Annotated in this window: 17 protein-coding genes; 9 read left to right on the top strand and 8 right to left on the bottom strand. The window is 52.9% G+C overall.

Annotated elements, in window-relative coordinates:
- Positions 1-142: 142 nt before the first annotated feature.
- Positions 143-469: a DUF1476 domain-containing protein gene (locus tag G549_RS0106180; protein ID WP_027834298.1), complete on the top strand. Its 327-nt coding sequence runs from the start codon at positions 143-145 to the stop codon at positions 467-469.
- Positions 470-569: 100 nt separating this feature from the next.
- Positions 570-1,970 (top strand): MFS transporter, encoded by a 1,401-nt coding sequence (locus G549_RS0106175; RefSeq protein ID WP_027834297.1) that lies wholly within the window; start codon positions 570-572, stop codon positions 1,968-1,970.
- Between the two features lie 6 nt (positions 1,971-1,976).
- On the opposite strand, the gene G549_RS0106170 is transcribed toward G549_RS0106175, so the two are convergent.
- A complete protein-coding gene (locus G549_RS0106170) occupies positions 1,977-2,528 on the bottom strand; it encodes an RBBP9/YdeN family alpha/beta hydrolase (protein WP_027834296.1) in 552 nt (183 codons plus the stop codon).
- Between the two features lie 129 nt (positions 2,529-2,657).
- Between G549_RS0106170 and G549_RS0106165 the strand changes: the two genes are divergently transcribed.
- Both G549_RS0106165 and G549_RS0106160 read left to right on the top strand, forming a co-directional pair.
- Positions 2,658-2,963, top strand: a complete 306-nt coding sequence (locus tag G549_RS0106165; RefSeq protein ID WP_027834295.1) for an ArsR/SmtB family transcription factor — start codon at positions 2,658-2,660, stop codon at positions 2,961-2,963.
- Positions 2,956-3,426, top strand: a complete 471-nt coding sequence (locus tag G549_RS0106160) for an SRPBCC domain-containing protein (RefSeq protein ID WP_027834294.1) — start codon at positions 2,956-2,958, stop codon at positions 3,424-3,426. Before G549_RS0106165 ends, G549_RS0106160 begins: the two co-directional genes overlap by 8 nt.
- Here the strand turns inward: G549_RS0106160 and G549_RS0106155 are convergent.
- From G549_RS0106155 to rpe, 4 genes are all read right to left on the bottom strand, one after another.
- Positions 3,423-4,301, bottom strand: coding sequence for an EamA family transporter (locus G549_RS0106155; RefSeq protein ID WP_027834293.1), 879 nt, complete (start codon positions 4,299-4,301; stop codon positions 3,423-3,425). The genes G549_RS0106160 and G549_RS0106155 overlap by 4 nt on opposite strands.
- Before the next feature lie 256 nt (positions 4,302-4,557).
- Positions 4,558-5,862 (bottom strand): adenylosuccinate lyase, encoded by a 1,305-nt coding sequence (purB, locus tag G549_RS0106150; RefSeq protein ID WP_027834292.1) that lies wholly within the window; start codon positions 5,860-5,862, stop codon positions 4,558-4,560.
- The gene (locus tag G549_RS19240; protein WP_051213495.1) at positions 5,859-7,031 is read right to left on the bottom strand and encodes an MFS transporter; all 1,173 of its coding nucleotides are present in this window, start codon (positions 7,029-7,031) and stop codon (positions 5,859-5,861) included. Before G549_RS19240 ends, purB begins: the two co-directional genes overlap by 4 nt.
- Before the next feature lie 19 nt (positions 7,032-7,050).
- Entirely contained in the window at positions 7,051-7,737 is a 687-nt protein-coding gene (rpe, locus tag G549_RS0106140) for a ribulose-phosphate 3-epimerase (RefSeq protein WP_027834291.1), read from the bottom strand.
- 201 nt (positions 7,738-7,938) lie between these two features.
- Between rpe and G549_RS0106135 the strand changes: the two genes are divergently transcribed.
- Positions 7,939-8,676: a cytochrome c biogenesis CcdA family protein gene (locus tag G549_RS0106135; RefSeq protein WP_027834290.1), complete on the top strand. Its 738-nt coding sequence runs from the start codon at positions 7,939-7,941 to the stop codon at positions 8,674-8,676.
- A 41-nt stretch (positions 8,677-8,717) separates the two neighbouring features.
- Here the strand turns inward: G549_RS0106135 and radC are convergent, their stop codons facing one another.
- The 3 genes from radC to sfsA are packed head-to-tail and all read right to left on the bottom strand — an operon-like array spanning position 8,718 to position 11,018.
- Positions 8,718-9,443 (bottom strand): RadC family protein, encoded by a 726-nt coding sequence (gene radC / locus G549_RS0106130; protein ID WP_027834289.1) that lies wholly within the window; start codon positions 9,441-9,443, stop codon positions 8,718-8,720.
- The gene (map, locus tag G549_RS0106125) at positions 9,444-10,274 is read right to left on the bottom strand and encodes a type I methionyl aminopeptidase (RefSeq protein WP_027834288.1); all 831 of its coding nucleotides are present in this window, start codon (positions 10,272-10,274) and stop codon (positions 9,444-9,446) included.
- 33 nt (positions 10,275-10,307) lie between these two features.
- A complete protein-coding gene (gene sfsA / locus G549_RS19235) occupies positions 10,308-11,018 on the bottom strand; it encodes a DNA/RNA nuclease SfsA (protein ID WP_036221589.1) in 711 nt (236 codons plus the stop codon).
- Between the two features lie 62 nt (positions 11,019-11,080).
- Here sfsA and G549_RS0106115 point away from each other — a divergent pair, with 62 nt between their 5' ends.
- Genes G549_RS0106115 through G549_RS0106100 form a run of 4 tightly spaced genes read left to right on the top strand, consistent with a single transcriptional unit; the run spans position 11,081 to position 13,872 of the window.
- Entirely contained in the window at positions 11,081-11,854 is a 774-nt protein-coding gene (locus G549_RS0106115; RefSeq protein WP_027834287.1) for a competence/damage-inducible protein A, read from the top strand.
- A complete protein-coding gene (gpt, locus tag G549_RS0106110; protein WP_027834286.1) occupies positions 11,851-12,348 on the top strand; it encodes a xanthine phosphoribosyltransferase in 498 nt (165 codons plus the stop codon). The genes G549_RS0106115 and gpt overlap by 4 nt, the downstream gene beginning before the upstream one ends.
- 32 nt (positions 12,349-12,380) lie before the next feature.
- Entirely contained in the window at positions 12,381-12,809 is a 429-nt protein-coding gene (locus G549_RS0106105; protein ID WP_027834285.1) for a DUF2721 domain-containing protein, read from the top strand.
- Positions 12,796-13,872, top strand: coding sequence for a hypothetical protein (locus G549_RS0106100; protein ID WP_027834284.1), 1,077 nt, complete (start codon positions 12,796-12,798; stop codon positions 13,870-13,872). Before G549_RS0106105 ends, G549_RS0106100 begins: the two co-directional genes overlap by 14 nt.
- The last annotated feature ends 98 nt before the right edge of the window (positions 13,873-13,970 follow it).

The raw sequence follows: 13,970 nt of genomic DNA, 5'->3' as shown, positions 1-13,970 counted from the left end.
AACTTTAAGCGGCCAATTGCCACGAAATTGAAGATTCATCGAAGATTGAGCTGCAGAATCGTTGATTTTCGGAGCTTTTGGCTTTATCTCGGTGCAAGAGATTTTGTTAAGGGGCAGTCCCTTTTATTTCACGGAGACCAAAATGGCCGGATTTGACGATCGCGAAAAGGCAGAAGAAGCCAAATATGCCCATGACGAGGCGCTGAAGTTTAGAATTGAAGCTCGTCGTAACAAGTTGCTGGGCCTTTGGGCCGCTGGCCTTTTGGGCAAAACTGACGATGCAGACGTGAGCGCCTATGTTACCGAAGTGGTGGCTTCTGATTTTGAAGAAGCAGGCGACGAAGACGTTTACCGCAAAGTAAGCGGCGACTTTAAAGCGGCTGGTGTGAATGTTTCCGAAGCAGATTTGCGCGAAAAGATGAGCACGCTCTATTTGAAAGCCGAAATGCAAGTTAAAGAATCCAGCTAGGCTTTTGCACGATTATTGAACGCTTTAGGGCCCGGACATCCGTTCGGGCCTTTTATTTTGCGTGATTTTCTGGAAACGTGCACGCTAAGGGAGATGAGTGATGCGAATTGGTTTTGGTGTGTTGTCGAATGTGAGCTACAGAAAGCTCTATAGTGCACAAGTGATCGCATTGGCAGGCACAGGTTTAACCACTATTGCCTTAGCACTTTTGGCATATGAATTGGCCGGTGAAGCCGCGGGGCAGGTGCTGGGCATCGCGCTCACCCTCAAGATGATCGCCTATATTTTTATCGCGCCGGTGATTTCGGCAATTATCCCCGGTGCGCTGCGCAAACAGGTGTTGATTGGGCTAGATGTGGTGCGGGCGCTTTGCGTGATGGCGCTGCCGTTCGTTACGGAGATTTGGCAGATTTATGTGTTGATGTTCTTGCTCAACGCTGCCTCTGCTGGCTTTACCCCCACTTTTCAGTCGATCATTCCGCAATTGTTTGACCACGACGATGATTATACCAAAGCCTTGAGCCTTTCGCGCGTCGCTTACGATCTAGAGAATTTGCTTAGCCCCACCATTGCGGCCATTTTGCTGTTGTTTGTGAGCTTTGAAAGCTTCTTTGCCGCCAATTCTATCGCGTTTTTGCTGTCGGCGCTGTTGGTGCTGAGTGCCTCGGTGCCGCCCTTGTTGCTGGAAGAAAAGCGCGACCCGTTTCGTCGCAAACTGACGCAAGGCTTTCAGATCTATTTAAAAACACCGCGATTGCGAGGCGTGTTGCTGCTCTATTTGGTGGTGGCGTTTGCCGGGGCGATGGTGATCGTGAACAGCGTTGTGTTGGTGCGGGAGCAGTTTGGCTTAGGCGAAAGTGCGTTGGCGTTGGCCATGGCGACATTTGGCGGTGGCTCGTTGTTGGCTGCATTTATGGTGCCGCCATTGGCGCGCAGGTTTGGTGACCGCAACGTGATGTTTTGGGGCGCAGTTACTTTGTTGGCGGGCATTGGCCTTGTGGCGCTCGGCTTCGGTTGGTTCAATTACGCTTTGATGCTGTTGGTGTGGCCGATATTGGGCTTGGGGTATAGTTTTGTGCAAACGCCTGCTGGGCGCGTGTTTAAACGCTCGGCCAATGAAGAAGATTTGCCCAAATTATTGTCTGCACAATTTGCTTTGTCGCACGCCTGTTGGCTGTTGGCCTACCCGACTGCCGGGTTTTTGCCAAACGTTGTGGGCATGGGCAATACATTGGTGTTGATCGCGGTCCTATGTGCCGCCGCGCTTTTGCTGGGCGCGCGGGTTTGGCCCAAGGAGAGTTATGCGCCGCTTGAGCATAAGCATGAAGAACTCTACCACGATCATGTGCATTTTCATGGGGAGCATCACCAGCATGAACATGAGGGATGGGAAGGGGAAGAGCCGCATGCACATCTGCATCGGCATGAGGAGATCGTGCACAGTCATGAAATCAAGATTGACCGGCACCATCCCGTGTGGCCCACCCGAAGTGCGGGCTAGCTCGGCCTAGATCCGCCGCATCAAATTTGCAAATGCCATCAAGCCTTCGGGCCAAGGGCCAAAGCCGGCTTTCGGGTTCACATGGCCGATTTCGCCTGCATTATTGAAATTGGCGCCCCATGCCGCTGCCATCTGCGCGGCCGCTTCCACATCGCAAAATGGATCATTGCTTGAGCCAATCATCAGCGAGGGAAAGGGCAATGGATCTTGCACGATTGGTGCGAATTTTTGCGACTTCTTAGAGACGTTCTTGTTGTTTTCAATATCTAGGGGCGCCACCAAAAAAGCCCCAGCGACTTTGGTGTCCGTTAGTTTTTGCGCGGTGCGTGAAATGGTGTGCACGCCAAGAGAATGCCCCACCAACACCACAGGACGAGTGCACATCATAATGGCATGATGCAGTTTATCGGCCCATTTTTCCGGGTCCGGATTGGTCCAGTTTTCTTGTTCCACCAATTGTGCGGTGGGCATCTTTTTCACCCAGTTGGTCTGCCAATGATCGGCACTGGCGCCGCCCAAACCGGGCACAATCAATATGTCTGCTTCAGCGATTTTCATATCTCTGTGATGCCGATTTTTATGTTGTGGCGCAAGGAAAAATCATCGTTTTAAGCGCTGGTATCGAAAAATATTGACAAATAGTAAGTTTACACTTACCGTAAGCAATAGCTAACTGAAGGTGTGAAGATGGAACAGCAGGCATGGGACGCATTGGCAGACCCGACACGACGACAGGTCTTTGAGTTGGTGGCGAGAACGCCAAGCCATGTACAACTTTTGGCCGACAGATTGCCTGTGAGCCGCCCGGCTGTGTCGCAACATTTAAAAGTGTTGCGGGATGCGGGGCTGGTGGGGGCCAAGAAGGAAGGGACCCGGCAAATCTATTTTGCCGATCAGCGCGGATTGGCAGGGTTGCGGCGTTGGATGGATCAATTCTGGGATGAGGCCTTGGCCAATTATCAAGCGGAATTCAGGGAGGGAGAAAATGACTGAGACGATGAGCGTTACCAAAACCGTTATGGTGCCCGCAGATGCGGGGAAGGCGTTTGACGTGTTTGTGGGGCGGATGGGCAAATGGTGGCCGAAGAGCCACTCCATCCTGCAAAATGAGGTGCAGGATGTGGTGGTGGAGCTTAAGCCCCAGGGGCGCTGGTTCGAGCATGATGGGCAGGGCAATGAGGCTGACTGGGGCTATGTGAAGAGTTTTGAACGGGGCGATCATTTGCTGTTGTGTTGGCAACTCACGGCTGACTGGGCGCGCGATGAGGCGCTGGATACCGAGGTCTATGTGACCTTTGAAAACAAAGGCGATATGACCGAAGTGACGCTGGCGCACCGTTTGTTGGAGAACTATGGCGATCGGGCGGCAGAGATGAAGGCGGCGTTCGAAGCGCCAAATGCCTGGGCCGATATGATGACGAGCTTTGCTGAGCGGTTTGACGCGCTGGCGGCTTAGACTGCGGCGCGTTTGGCCAACAGGCGGCCGCCAAACACATTCAGCATCAGCCCCAGCAAGATGATGGTGCCGCCAATAATGGCGGCGCTGTTCATGCTTTCGCCCAAAAAGATCGCCCCGGACAAGACGCCGAAGACCGGCACCATGAGCGAGAAGGGCGCGACCAGACTCGCTGGATGCTTTTTCAGCAACTGGTTCCAGATGCCAAAGCCCAAAATGGTTGAGGGGTAGGCCAGATAGAGGGCCGCGCCGATGGCGGTGAGCTTTGGTTCGGTCAAGCTGGTCCAAATCGCTGTGTGATCTTCCAGCATAAACGAGAGAATGAAAAGCGGGATGGGCGGCACGAGGCTGCCCCAGACCACGAAATTCAGCATGTCCACTTGACCTGCCTTTTTGGTCATGATGTTGGCCAGACCCCAGGATGAGGCAGCGGCAACGCACATCAAGAAGGGCACTAGGGCGCCGCCATTATAGCGCTCGGCGGCGATGATGCCGATGCCGGAAAAGGCGATAAAGGCGCCCATGATCTGCCAGCTTTTGGGTTTTTCGCCCAACAGCAGAAACGCAAACAGGATGGTGAAAAAGGCCTGCAACTGCAGCACAATAGAGGCCAGCGACGCGCTGACGCCCCATTTCATGGCGGTGAACAAAAGTCCAAATTGAATTACGCCCAGGAACATGCCGAACCCGATGATCAGCGACCAGCTTGCCTTGGGCTTTTTGATAAAAAATATCCAGGGCAGCACCACAAGCGAAAAGCGGATTCCGTTCAATAGCAGGGGCGGGACATCTTCCACACCGACCTTGATCACAACGAAGTTAAAGCCCCATATGGCCACAACCAGCAGGGCGAGGAAAAAGTCTTTCAGGGGCATCGAGGTCGGTCCGGGGATCAAGTTGGTGTTTGGCGGCGATTAGGACAGCGCCGACGAGTTTGGTCAAGCAGGCACATTTTCCATACGAAGAAGAAGTGGGCCAGTAATTCGTTTTATTGAATGTGAATTTGAAGGGGAATTGAATATATTTCAGACAGTTACGGTCTGATGTTTGGTGCATATCATAATTTGAAATGCCAAGATCAAAAGTGCTGATCGAAGAAAAGCCCGGCAAAAATGCCGGGCTTTGGAGTGCTTATTCGCCGAAGACGCGGGCGAAAATTGTGTCCACATGTTTGAGGTGGTAGCCATCATCAAACATATCATCGATTTGCGCATCGCTCAGGGCGTTGGCCACTTCCTCATCCGCTTTCAAGAAGGCGGCAAATTCGCCTTCGCCGCGCCACACCTTCATGGCGTTGCGTTGCACAGCGCGGTAGCTATCTTCGCGAGACAGGCCGGCTTGGGTGAGGGCCAACAAAACGCGTTGCGAATTGTGCAAGCCGCCCAGCTTGTCCATATTGGCTTTCATGTTTTCTGGGTACACGACCAGATTTTCGATCACGTTGGTCATGCGGGCCAATGCGAAGTCGAGCGTGACGGTCGCGTCTGGGCCGATCATGCGCTCAACAGAGGAGTGTGAGATGTCGCGCTCGTGCCAAAGGGCAACGTTTTCCAGCGCTGGGGTGACCATGCCACGCACGATGCGGGCCAAACCAGTCAGGTTTTCGGTCAAGACAGGGTTGCGCTTGTGCGGCATCGCGGAGGAGCCTTTTTGGCCTTTGGAGAAGAACTCTTCTGCTTCCAGCACTTCGGTGCGCTGCAAGTGACGCACTTCGGTGGCCAAACGTTCGATGGATGAGGCAACCACACCCAAAACGGCGAAGAACATGGCGTGACGGTCACGCGGGATCACCTGCGTGGACACAGGCTCGATGGCCAAGCCCAGCTTTTCAGCCACATATTGCTCTACTGACGGGTCGATGTTGGCGAAGGTGCCAACCGCGCCGGAAATGGCACAGGTGGCGATTTCTTCGCGGGCGATTTCGAGACGCTTTTTGCAGCGGTCAAATTCGGCATAGGCTTGGGCCAGTTTAACGCCGAATGTGGTTGGCTCAGCGTGGATGCCGTGTGAGCGACCAATGGTGATGGTGTCTTTTTGCTCGTAGGCGCGCTTTTTGAGGGCTGCGAGCAGCTTGTCCATATCGGCCAACAGCAAGTCTGCTGCGCGGGTCAATTGCACGGAAAGGCAAGTGTCCAACACGTCAGAAGAGGTCATGCCCTGGTGCACGAAGCGGGCTTCAGGGCCAACAATCTCAGCCAAGTGAGTAAGAAACGCGATCACGTCATGTTTGACTTCGCGTTCGATCTCATCAATGCGATCCACATCAAACTGAGCGTTTTCGCCCTTTTCCCAAACCACTTTTGCGGCATCATCGGGCACAATGCCGAGCTTGGCTTGGGCAGAGGCGGCGTGGGCTTCGATTTCGAACCAAATGCGGAATTTGGATTCTGGTGACCAGATGGACACCATTTCATCGCGTGAATAACGGGGGATCATGTGGTTTGGCTTTCGCTATTTTGGGATTTAGAGGAGGACGACTTTAGCGTGCTGGCAAGCACGGCGCTGAGGGCCAACATTGGGGTGATGACCATGAGGCCAATTTTGATGTTGGTCGCTTCGGCAACAAAGCCAATGGAAATGGGCCCCACCAAGAACCCGCTGAGGGCCAAAAAGGTGAGGACGGCAACATTGCTGGCAGAGCTTTTGCCCGGGGCGTTGGCCGCAGCGGTGACCGCCAGCGGAAAGCCAAGGGCAATGCCACAGCCCAGAAGGGCGAAGCCGAGCAGAGCGAGTAAGGCGTTGGGGGCAAAATAGATAATGCCCAAGCCGATGACGCCAATAATGGCCAAGGTGCGGGCCAGATCGCTGGTGGCAAAATGCTCGCGCAATTTATCGCCAGTGAGGCGGGTGAGGGCTGCAGCCAGCGTAAATACGGTGAGCGACAAACCTGCAAAACCGGGTGAAGCGCTGTGCACGTCGCGCATAAAGATCGCGGCCCAATCGGCCACGGCACCTTCAGTCAATGTGGTGCCAAAGGTGAACAAGCATATGCCGAGCAGCAAAATATGCGGCATGGTGAAGCCCGATTTGCGGCTTTGCACTGTTTTTGGGTCGAGCACTGGCTGGTCCAGATTGACCTGCTTGACCGCATAAAGGCTGGGCAATACCAAGACCGCAAATATGGCAATTTCCATCAGGAACGGGTCAAAGCGGACCGCTGCAGATGCGGAACCGACAAGCGTGCCCGTCATCAAGCCAAGGCTCCACAGGCCGTGAGCGCGGCTCATCACCAGCTTTTTGCGTTGCTTTTCATAAAGATCTGCGGAGACGTTCATGCCCAGCTCAAGAATGGACAGCGTGGCCCCCATGATCGCGAGTGAGATGAACAGGCTGACTTGAGAATTGGCCAAAAACGGCAAGGCCATCGCCAGGAAAAACAGCGGATAGAAAATCAGCATCGTTTTTTGTGCGCCGAGCAAATCGCCGATGCGGCCAGCCACCAGCAAGGCGCTGAGCGTGCCAATGGGGGCGCCGATAAGCGCCACGGCCAATTCAGCCGGGCTGAGGGCCAGTTTCTCCTGCACTTCAGGAATACGTGGGAGCCAGGCGCCAAGGGCAACGGGCTGAGAGAAGAAGACAAAGAAGAGCCAATTTCTCATGGACATAATATAATAAGCCTTTTTACTATCGGCTTTGCAGACCTAATTCAGCTGCGCGCCGGATGTCGTTGATACGCGGCGCATAAGTGGCAGGGTCGTTTCCTTTATAGATCGCAGAGCCAGCAACAAGAGCATTGGCACCTGCACGGGCGATTTCTTCCGCATTATCCGCGGTCACGCCACCATCAACTTCAAGATCGATCGGGCGATCGCCAATCAAAGCTTTGGCCTGCATGATTTTTTCAAGCGCTTGAGGAATGAAAGACTGGCCACCAAAGCCCGGATTTACACTCATAATAAGAATAAGGTCGAGACGGTCAATCACGTTCTCAATCACCGAGACAGGGGTCGATGGATTGAGGGAGACGCCGGCCTTTTTGCCCATGGATTTGATGGCCTGCAATGAGCGATCAAGGTGTGGGCCCGCTTCTGCATGCACTGTGATGATGTCTGACCCAGCCTTGGCAAATGCTTCCAGATAAGGATCTGCAGGGGCGATCATCAAATGCACATCCAAGATTTTCTTGGTCACGGGGCGAATGGCCTCCACAATCATGGGGCCGATGGAGATGTTGGGCACGAAGTGGCCGTCCATCACATCCACATGCACCCATTCGGCGCCGCCTTCATCAATGGCGCGCACTTCATCGCCCAAACGCGCGAAATCAGCGGAAAGAATGGAGGGGGAAATCTTGATTGGCAATTGGCTCATTTGGGGGCTCCCCTGATCTTTAGCCATCTATATTTGGGATATGGCAAGCGAGGTAGCACACTGCTTGTCAAAAGCCAATTGCCTAAAGGGTGAAATATCACCTCTTCTCACAATTGCGTTAAAGCGACATTCGGTCGCTTGCAAAGATGGACTAACAGGTACAAAAGAGCATAGTTTTGAATCTCGCCGAAGGACTTTGCGATGATTTCCATAAGCCTACCCGTTGTGTTTGGTGCGGGCGTTTTGAGTTTTTTGTCCCCTTGCGTGTTGCCGCTGGTGCCACCTTATCTGTCTTATATGGCGGGCACGACATTTGAGCAGCTGCAGGATGAGGGCAACACGGGCAGCAAGGTCTGGTGGCGGACAGTCACCACATCGCTTTTCTTTATCATGGGCTTTTCAACCATCTTCATTTTGATGGGCGCGTCAGCCACCTTTTTGGGCAGCGCGTTGCGGTCTGCGCTGGATTGGTTGGTGCCGTTGGCAGGTATCGTCATCATCGTGATGGGTTTGCATTTTCTCGGTCTTTTGCGGATCAATATGCTTTACCGCCAAGCGCGGATGAGCGGACCAACTACGGCCACTGGGCCGCTGGGTGGCTATGGGCTCGGCTTGGCCTTTGCCCTTGGCTGGACGCCATGTATTGGGCCAATTTTGGCGGCAATCCTGCCTATTGCGGGCACATCAGAAACCGCGTGGCAAGGCGCAGGGCTGTTGGCTGTTTATTCCGCGGGATTGGGGCTGCCGTTTTTGGCTGCCGCTTTGGCCATCCGACCTTTTATGAACTTCTTCCAGAATTTCAAAAAGCATCTCGGGACGGTGGAAAAAGTGATGGGCGTGTTCCTGATCATCACGGGTATTTTGTTCCTGACAGGCGATTTTACCCGGATCAGCTTTTGGTTGCTTGAGACGTTCCCCGTTCTCCAGAACTTCGGCTAATTCTGTGCCCATTTCGCGTTGAGCCTTGGCGTCGGCGCGGCCTAGAACAGCTTCAGCGCCCGCAGGGAGGCGTGGCCATCTTTGGCGATGATGATGTGGTCGTGCAAGGTGATGCCGAGGGGCTTGGCGATGTCGGCGATGGCGCGGGTCATTTGAATGTCGGCGTTGGACGGTGTTGGATCGCCAGAGGGGTGATTATGCACCAAAATCATCGCGGTGGCTGACAGTTCCAGGCAGCGTTTGATCACTTCGCGCGGATAAACTGGGGTGTGGTCCACGGTGCCGATCTGCTGCACTTCATCGGCGATGAGTTTGTTGCGCTTGTCCAAAAAGAGCAGCCGGAACTGCTCTTTATCCTCAAAGGCCATCTCCGATTTGCAATAGTCGATCAGCGCGTCCCATGAATTGAGGATTGGCCGTTCCGGCAGCGTGTCCTTGGCGTAGCGCTTGGCGGCGGCATGCATGATTTTGATTTCCATGGCAGCCGTGGGGCCGATGCCGTCGACTTCACACAACAATTTCACCGGGGCCGAAAGCGCTTGCGAGAAGCTGCCGAAACGGTCAATCAATTGTTTGGCGATGGGCTTGGTGTCACGACGGGGCAAAATGCGGAAGAGCAACAGCTCCAGCAATTCATAATCCTCAAAAGAGGAGCCCAGGTCTTTTTCAAAGCGTTGGCGCAAACGGTCGCGATGGCCGTGATAATGCAGCTTGGGCTTTTTGCCCGGCGCTGGTTTATCGGCTTGAGACTCGTCCGCGTCGCTCATCTACCGCCGCGCTTCAAGGGGATTGAACAGGCCATTGGGTGATTGCGTGAAGATTTCGCATCCATGCTCGGTGATGCCAATGGAATGTTCGCATTGGGCCGAAAGGGTGCGGTCACGGGTGACCGCTGTCCAGCCATCGCCCAGCACTTTCACGTCGGGGCGACCCAAATTGATCATGGGCTCGATGGTGAAAATCATGCCCGCTTTCAGTTCGGGGCCAGTGCCGGGATCGCCAAAGTGCAAAATGTTGGGCTCGTCATGGAAAAGGCGACCAAGGCCGTGGCCAACAAAATCACGTACAACGCCGCAGCGTTCGGCTTCGGCAAAACTTTGGATGGCGTGGCCAATGTCACCAGTGGTGTTGCCGGGTTTGGCGATGGCAAGCGCACGATCCAGGCTTTCATAGGTTACTTCGATCAGTCGCTCGGCCTTGCGCGAAATGTCGCCAATCGGGAACATGCGCGAGGTGTCGCCGTGCCAGCCATCAACGATCAGCGTAATATCGATATTGACGATATCGCCGTTCTTCAGTGGTTTTTCGTTTGGAATGCCATGGCAAACCACATGGTTGATGCTGGTGCAAATTGAATGGCGGTAGCCGCGATAGTTTAACGTGGCTGGCACTGCATTGTTGTCCAACGCGAATTCGAGGGCGCGGCGGTCCAGCTCAGCTGTTGTCACACCGGGTTGCGCAAATTCATAGAGCATATCCAGCGCTTGCGCGGCCAAAGCACCTGCTTTGCGCATTCCTTCAAAGCCATCTTCTCCGTGCAACGGAATGATGCCGGGGGTGCGTTTTGGATCGGGTTTTGCTGCAGCGTAGGTGACCATGTGTTGCTCTTAATATTGGAATTTTTGACGAACCTACCGCTTCACTGGCAAAATTGGAAGAGGATGGTTGAGGCAAATTTTCGTCTGATTAATTGTACAATCATAACATAGAAATTCCACGCCCGCATTCAAGGCAGTTTCGGCGCCTTTGGCATATGCCGGGTCTAAATCGCTTGCGAAGCTGAATTGGGTGCAATCGGTGCGCTGGACGAGATAAAGGTTCACCGCGCGGTGACCTTGCGCCACCATATTGCCAAGCTCCATCAAATGTTTCGCGCCGCGCGCCGTTTTACTGTCAGGAAACTCGGCCAAGCTGCCCTCGCGGAGGAGGTGAACGTTTTTCACTTCCACATAGCAATCCGGCAGGCCATCACCCGTCAGCAAGAAGTCAATCCGGGATTTCTCCCCATATTTCACTTCCGGGCGGATCTCGTCATAAGCGGCCAGCTCTTTGATCTGTTTGCTGTGCAGCGCTTCGGCAACAATGCGGTTGGGTAGGGCCGTGTTAATGCCCACGAGATGGCCGTCGACTTTGGTCAACTCCCACGAATATTTCAGCTTGCGCTTTGGGTTGTCCGATTTTGACAACCAGACCGGTAACCCGGGTTCTTTCAATCCCAGCATGGCGCCGGGGTTGGCACAATGGGCGGTGATGATCTCGCCATTGTCCAGCCGAATATCGGCCAAAAACCGCTTGTAGCGTTTGATGAGCGTGCCCTGCAAAAGGGGAGAAGGGAAATCCAAAGCGGTCGATCCAACGTTAAAATGATTGCAATTCAAGTTCGATCCTTTATTTCAAAGAGATGATGACAAAACAAGCTCAAGCAAAAACCGTCACTGCTGGCATGCTGGTGGTGGGCGATGAAATCCTATCCGGTCGCACCAAAGACAAGAACATTGGCACGATTGCCGATTTTTGTGCCGATCTCAGCATTGATCTGAGCGAGGCACGCATTGTGGCCGATGAGATCGATGAAATTGTTGAGGCGCTGAATGCGCTGCGCGCCAAATATGACTATGTATTCACCAGCGGTGGTATTGGCCCCACCCATGACGACATCACGGCCGATGCGGTGGCGAAAGCCTTTGGCGTTGAACTGAAGGTAGATCAGCGGGCCATTGATGCGATGCAGGCGCGGTTTGTTGATTATGAGATGACACCGGGACGTTTGCGCATGGCACGGATTCCCGAGGGTGGCGAACTGATCGATAATCCTGTGTCGGGCGCACCGGGCATCAACATTGAAAATGTGTTTGTTATGGCAGGGGTGCCGAAGATTTTGCAGGCGATGTTGGAGAGCATTGCGCCCACATTGCAAACCGGTGTGCGGCAATATTCCGTGTCTGTGAACTCACAAGTTGGGGAAGGTGTGCTTTCAGAGCCACTTGCGGCATTGCAATCTTCATACCAAACGGTAAAAATCGGCTCTTACCCACAATTGGGGTCAAAAGAATATATGACCCAAATTGTGATGCGCTCGAGCGATGAAAAAATATTGGAGCAGGTGCGCCACGAAGCCCAGGCGATTGTGGACGATCTGTTTGAAAAAGCAAAAAAGGGACAGGGACCCACAATATGACCGCACCGCAGAATAAATCATTCCCGGTTTCTTGGGATCAATTCCACCGCGATAGCCGCGCTCTGGCTTGGCGCTTGATGAATGAAGAACCGTTTGATGCCATCGTGTGCATTACCCGTGGTGGCCTAGTGCCCGCGGCGATCATCGCACGTGAGCTTGGTATTCGGGTGATCGAAAGCGTTTCAGTCAAATCATATGACTATAAAGATCAGGGCGAATTGGAAGTTGTGAAACCGATCTGCCAGGAAATCGTCGATCTCGACAAAAATGGTCGCGTGTTGATCATTGATGATTTGGTGGACACAGGCAAAACTGGCCGCGCCGTGCAGGCCATGTTGCCCAATGCGCATTTCTCTACCGTTTATGCCAAGCCTTTGGCGCGGGATTTGGTCAACAGCTTTGTGACCGAAGTGTCGCAAGATACGTGGATCTATTTCCCTTGGGATATGGATGTGTCTTATGCACCGCCGATCCGCGATGGAGTGGGCGACTAAACCCTTTTTGATCAAATAAGGCCAGCAGGCTCATGGATACAATCATTTTAACATCCACGATCGCCGAGGAGATACAGCTTTCGATCGCGCCTGTATTTTTGTTGACGGCGATTGCTGGCTTTTTGAACGTGCTGGGTGCCCATCTTTCGCGGGCGGTTGATCAACTTACTCTGGACGAGGGTTCGGCTGCGGGCAGTGCACGTGATGTGCGGCGCATACATTATATCATTTGGTCGAGCCGCCTTAGTGTCATGACCGCCATTTTGGTGTGTCTTGTTGTAATTTTGATTTTCCTCGGTGACCATGTGGAGCCAGACCTGACCGGCTTCATCTCGTTTAGCTTTGTTGCTGCCATGTCCTTGTTGACTGTCGCACTTATACTGTTTTTGATGCAGTTAACGGTTGCGCGGGAACGGGCATTGATCATAGCAAAGGCTGGAAAGAGAGATGTCAAAAAATGACGAGCACACAGATAGGAAATTAGAGCGCGCGCAACAGCTTGCCTTCCTGGAAAGCAATTGTGGTGTCACCATCAAGAACTTGTTGTTCAAGCAGCAGGGAGATGAGGGTAGCAGCGCGTTTAAGCAAAACTATGCTGAGCTTCTAAATCTCCCGGAAGTTGCTTATTGGAAGAACAAAATTCCCAGCACCGCTGATATGACATCGATCCTGGGGAGCAGTGACGCGTGCTTTGAGAACAGTTTCGGTCGGCTCCTGTCCTTTGGGTTGTCCACCAAAGATATTCTCTCATCTGATTTGCGGAAGATTTATCTCGACTTTGTCGCTGATGACAATGACACGAGTGTTTATGGCACTTTAGCGCGCTATCTTGTGGCTGGTTATCTTTTTATCGGTGGAGATGCAGATAAGACCGCCCGCAAGGTGGTGTTGGATCGGATTGACGCGCTTTTTGAATTTGTCGTCAATTCGCCTTTGAAATTCGATATTTATGTAGAACCTGATGGGTTCTCTATTCCGAAAGCCTACCGTTCCAAGCAGCTGATTAATCCGGCTTTATATGAAGATGGGGCCTTTGCGCTTCCGCTTGTCCATGACATCTTTATTTTCGCGCATACCCATCACAAGCTGCCAGACGCCTATCAGAGGAAAATCAAGGTGATTGTGGATTATGTCGCGGATCCGCAATATCAGGATTTCGATTATGGCTATGGGCTTGTGAAATATGGGCAGAACAAGTTCCACTTTATGGGATGGAGCGCCCATATGCCACTTTTCAACGATACGCTCTCCGTTGATTATTTTAAAAAAGGGCTCGTGTTCAGGATGCCGCTTTTCTCAACATTCGAGAATCCGAACATCCGTGCTTGGCGCACGAAGGTGCGCGATCATTTTGATGAGTTTCGGAATGAAGATGGCCTTTATAGCTTTTCAAACGATCATTTACCTGAAGTCAAAAATTCGTACTTTTTGAACGGTCGCCATACGTCCCTGAACGAGAACAGAAGACGCAAAGCTGGCAAGATTGTTGAATCAACTTTTTATGCCTATTGGGCGGGGCTTTGATCAGGTTGATCTAAGACAGGTTGGGAAATAGAGCCGCGATTTGGACGGCGCACCTAATTTATAACCTGTTGGATCAACGCCACCTTGGTGGGGACAAA

Source organism: Maritalea myrionectae DSM 19524 (assembly GCF_000423365.1).
Taxonomy (GTDB): domain Bacteria; phylum Pseudomonadota; class Alphaproteobacteria; order Rhizobiales; family Devosiaceae; genus Maritalea; species Maritalea myrionectae.
This window is presented reverse-complemented; position numbering and strand designations above follow the sequence as displayed.

What these genes read in the sequence shown, in the direction of transcription:
- G549_RS0106180 (WP_027834298.1), top strand. Translation starts at nt 143, where the DNA reads ATGGCCGGATTTGACGATCGCGAAAAGGCAGAAGAAGCCAAATATGCC.
- G549_RS0106175 (WP_027834297.1), top strand. Translation starts at nt 570, where the DNA reads ATGCGAATTGGTTTTGGTGTGTTGTCGAATGTGAGCTACAGAAAGCTC.
- G549_RS0106170 (WP_027834296.1), bottom strand. Translation starts at nt 2,528, where the DNA reads ATGAAAATCGCTGAAGCAGACATATTGATTGTGCCCGGTTTGGGCGGC.
- G549_RS0106165 (WP_027834295.1), top strand. Translation starts at nt 2,658, where the DNA reads ATGGAACAGCAGGCATGGGACGCATTGGCAGACCCGACACGACGACAG.
- G549_RS0106160 (WP_027834294.1), top strand. Translation starts at nt 2,956, where the DNA reads ATGACTGAGACGATGAGCGTTACCAAAACCGTTATGGTGCCCGCAGAT.
- G549_RS0106155 (WP_027834293.1), bottom strand. Translation starts at nt 4,301, where the DNA reads ATGCCCCTGAAAGACTTTTTCCTCGCCCTGCTGGTTGTGGCCATATGG.
- purB (WP_027834292.1), bottom strand. Translation starts at nt 5,862, where the DNA reads ATGATCCCCCGTTATTCACGCGATGAAATGGTGTCCATCTGGTCACCA.
- G549_RS19240 (WP_051213495.1), bottom strand. Translation starts at nt 7,031, where the DNA reads ATGTCCATGAGAAATTGGCTCTTCTTTGTCTTCTTCTCTCAGCCCGTT.
- rpe (WP_027834291.1), bottom strand. Translation starts at nt 7,737, where the DNA reads ATGAGCCAATTGCCAATCAAGATTTCCCCCTCCATTCTTTCCGCTGAT.
- G549_RS0106135 (WP_027834290.1), top strand. Translation starts at nt 7,939, where the DNA reads ATGATTTCCATAAGCCTACCCGTTGTGTTTGGTGCGGGCGTTTTGAGT.
- radC (WP_027834289.1), bottom strand. Translation starts at nt 9,443, where the DNA reads ATGAGCGACGCGGACGAGTCTCAAGCCGATAAACCAGCGCCGGGCAAA.
- map (WP_027834288.1), bottom strand. Translation starts at nt 10,274, where the DNA reads ATGGTCACCTACGCTGCAGCAAAACCCGATCCAAAACGCACCCCCGGC.
- G549_RS0106115 (WP_027834287.1), top strand. Translation starts at nt 11,081, where the DNA reads ATGACAAAACAAGCTCAAGCAAAAACCGTCACTGCTGGCATGCTGGTG.
- gpt (WP_027834286.1), top strand. Translation starts at nt 11,851, where the DNA reads ATGACCGCACCGCAGAATAAATCATTCCCGGTTTCTTGGGATCAATTC.
- G549_RS0106105 (WP_027834285.1), top strand. Translation starts at nt 12,381, where the DNA reads ATGGATACAATCATTTTAACATCCACGATCGCCGAGGAGATACAGCTT.
- G549_RS0106100 (WP_027834284.1), top strand. Translation starts at nt 12,796, where the DNA reads ATGTCAAAAAATGACGAGCACACAGATAGGAAATTAGAGCGCGCGCAA.